At 69.3% G+C, this 3,144-nt stretch carries 3 protein-coding genes; all 3 read right to left on the reverse strand.

Annotated elements, in window-relative coordinates:
- A partial coding sequence (locus LQV45_RS22805; RefSeq protein WP_230008947.1) for a zinc-binding dehydrogenase occupies nucleotides 1-956 on the reverse strand: 956 nt, incomplete at its 3' end.
- Nucleotides 957-1,100: 144 nt separating this feature from the next.
- A complete protein-coding gene (locus tag LQV45_RS22810) occupies nucleotides 1,101-2,297 on the reverse strand; it encodes an acetyl-CoA acetyltransferase (protein WP_230008948.1) in 1,197 nt (398 codons plus the stop codon).
- Complete coding sequence (locus LQV45_RS22815; protein ID WP_230008949.1) at nucleotides 2,294-2,974, reverse strand: CoA transferase subunit B; 681 nt, start codon at nucleotides 2,972-2,974, stop codon at nucleotides 2,294-2,296. The genes LQV45_RS22810 and LQV45_RS22815 overlap by 4 nt, the downstream gene beginning before the upstream one ends.
- Nucleotides 2,975-3,144 lie beyond the last annotated feature (170 nt).

The following is a 3,144-nucleotide window of genomic DNA, read 5'->3' on the forward strand; positions in this document are numbered from 1 at the left end:
GGATTGATGGTGCCGTTCAGCACGTCCGCCAGCAGTTCCGGGATGTACGTCCTGGCCGGGGCCATGCCGCCCCCGATCGAGATGTTGGTGTCGAACAGGAAGCGCAGCGGGGCTTCGGCGCCGCCGGTGGGGACGCCGACAAAGCCGAGGGCGCCGCCAGGGCGGACGCTGTGCAGGGCCTGTTCCATGGATTCCTTGGTCCCCACGCACTCCAGCACGGAGTCGGCGAGCACACCGCCAAGCAATTCGCGGACCTTGGCGACGCCCTCGTCCCCGCGTTCGGCGACGATGTCCGTGGCCCCGAATTCGCGGGCGATCGCCTGGCGGTCGGCGTGCCGTGACATGGCGATGATCCGCTCCGCGCCGAGGCGCTTGGCGGCCAGGACGCCGCAGAGCCCGACGGCACCGTCGCCGACCACCACGACCGTCCGGCCGGGACCGGCCTTGGCCGCGAGGGCTGCGTGGTGGCCGGTGGCCATGACGTCTGAGAGCGTGAGCAGGCTGGCGCGGAGGGCGTCGTCCGGGTCGGTGACGCCCGGGACCTTGACCAGCGTGGACTCGGCGAGCGGTACGCGCACGGCCTGGCCCTGGCCGCCGTCGATCCCGTGGCCCGTGTCATCCTTGCCGCCCCAGCCGGCGAGGTGGTCGCAGGCCACCGTGACGCCGTCGAGGCACTGCGGGCACGCGCCGCAGCTGACCACGAACGGGGCGATCACGAAGTCGCCCACGGCGAGGTCTTTGATGTCGTCGCCGATGCTTTCGACCGTCCCGATGAACTCGTGCCCGATCGCGGACGGCTTGTGGGTGGGCTTGACCCCGCGGTACGGCCAGAGGTCCGAGCCGCAGACGCAGGAGGCGGTGACCTTCACGATGACGTCGGTGGGCAGCTGGAGGGTGGGGTAGTCGCGGTCTTCGACTCGGATGTCGCCGGGACCGGGGATGATGGTGGCGCGCATGGGTGCTCCTCGCATTGTGGTGGATGGGCTGGGAACGAGTTTAGTCCCGTGGCATGCCGGCCACGCAGGCGAGGACAAGCAACGCGGGGTCAGATACGGCCCATCAAGCCGCCCGGCATGGGCTGTATCTGACCCCGCGTTGCTTTAGAGGGCTTCGAGCACGCTGACGTAGTTGGCGATGCCCACGCCGCCCATGTTCTGCACCGCGGCCCGGCGCGGGTTGGCCAGCTGCATGTCGCCGGCGGTCCCGGTGAGCTGCATCGCGGCGATGACGTGCTGGGAGACGCCGGTGGCGCCGACGGGGTGGCCCTTGGCCTTGAGCCCGCCCGAGACGTTGACCGGCAGCTTGCCGTCCTTGAAGACCCAGCCTTCTTCCAGCGCCCGGGCGCCCTGGCCGCGTTCGGCCAGCCCCATGGCCTCGTACATGAGCAGTTCGGCAATGGTGAAGCAGTCGTGGACTTCCGCGAAGTCGAGCTCCTCCAGCCCGACGCCGGCCATCCCCAGGGCCCGCTGCCAGGAGGCGCGTGTGGCGGCGAATTCGGTCGGGTCCCGGCGCTCGGCGGGGAAGAAATCGTTCGCCTGACCGAAGCCGGCGAGCCGCACCGGGGCGGTTGCCCCGCCGGTAGGGGCAACGCTGAGGACGACGGCGGCGGCGCCGTCGGAGACGGGGGAGCAGTCGGTGCGGCGCAGCGGATCGGCCACCATCGGGTTCTTGTCCGAGACGGTGCGGCAGAACTCCTCGCCGAGGTCCTTGCGGAGCTGGGCGTAGGGGTTGTCGACGCCGTTGCGGTGGTTCTTCGCCGCGATGGTGCCCAGGACGTCGCCGAGCTTTCCGTTGCTGTCGCCGTAGCGCTTGCCGTAGTGCTTCGCGACCTCCGCGAAGAGCCCGGTGAACCCGGTGGTGGAGGCCTTGCCGGCCATGTCGTAGTCCGCGCCGAGCAGGGCCGCGCCCACGACGTCGGCCCCGGCGTGGGTCATCTTTTCGGCGCCGATCACCAGGACGGTCTTCGCGGTGCCGGCAAGCAGGGACTTGGTGCCCTGCTGGAATGCGGCCGAGCCGGAGGCGCAGGCGTTCTCCACCCGAGTGGAGGGAACGTTGGCCAGTTGATCCGAGACCTGCAGTGCCAGGGAGGACGGGAAGGCCAGCGGCATCATGCCGGAGTTGAACTGGCCGAGGTAGATCTCATCGATCTGGCCGGGCTCGATCCCGGCGTTGCCGATCGCCTCGGTGGCGACCTGCACGATCAGGGACTCCAGGGTTTCTTCGCTCAGCTTGCCGAACCGGCTGTGGCCCCAGCCGGTGAGCAGGACGTCCTTGCCGAACTGGTCTTTGAGGCTCATGCCGTCGCTCCTTCAAATTCGAGCGCGACATCGAAGTCGGCTTCGGTCTTTTCGCGGATTTCCTCCACGGTGACGCCGGGCGCGAGGCGCGTGAGCGTGAGCTTCCGCCCGCCGCCTGCTTTGTGTTCATTCTTCACAAGGTCGAAGACCGCGAGGTCGCTGATGATGCGGTCCACGCAGCTGAGCCCGGTGAGCGGCAGCGTGCATTCCTTGACGATCTTGGCGCTGCCGTCCTTGGCGTTGTGCTCGGTCAGGACCACGACGCGCGGGGTGCCGGCCACGAGGTCCATGGCGCCTCCCATGCCCTTGACCATCTTGCCGGGGATGGTCCAGTTGGCGAGGTCGCCGGCACCGGAGACCTGCATGGCACCGAGGATCGCGACCTTCACGTGGCCGCCGCGGATCATGCCGAAGGACGTCGCGGAGTCGAAGATGCTGCCGCCGGGCAGGACCGTGACGGTCTGCTTGCCGGCGTTGATCAGGTCCGCGTCTTCCTCGCCCTCGAAGGGGAATGGGCCCATGCCGAGCAGGCCGTTCTCGCTCTGCAGGACAACGCGGACGCCGTCGGGCAGGTTGTTGGCCACCAGCGTGGGGATGCCGATGCCAAGGTTGACGTAGTCGCCGTCGTTCAGTTCTTCGGCCGCGATTGCGGCCATTTCATCTCGGGTCCAGGCCATGGTGGTTCTCCTTGGAAAGTCAGGGTGCAAAGGGTGGGGCGCCAACGCCGGCGCGCCCGGGGTGGGCGGCGCTCGGGCCGGATTAGACGGTGACGGCGGAGGCGGCCTGCGCCGCCGCCGCTTCCGCTGCGGGCCGCGGGCGGACGGTGCGCTGTTCGATGTCCTTGACG

The organism is Microbacterium sp. Bi128, from assembly GCF_918698205.1.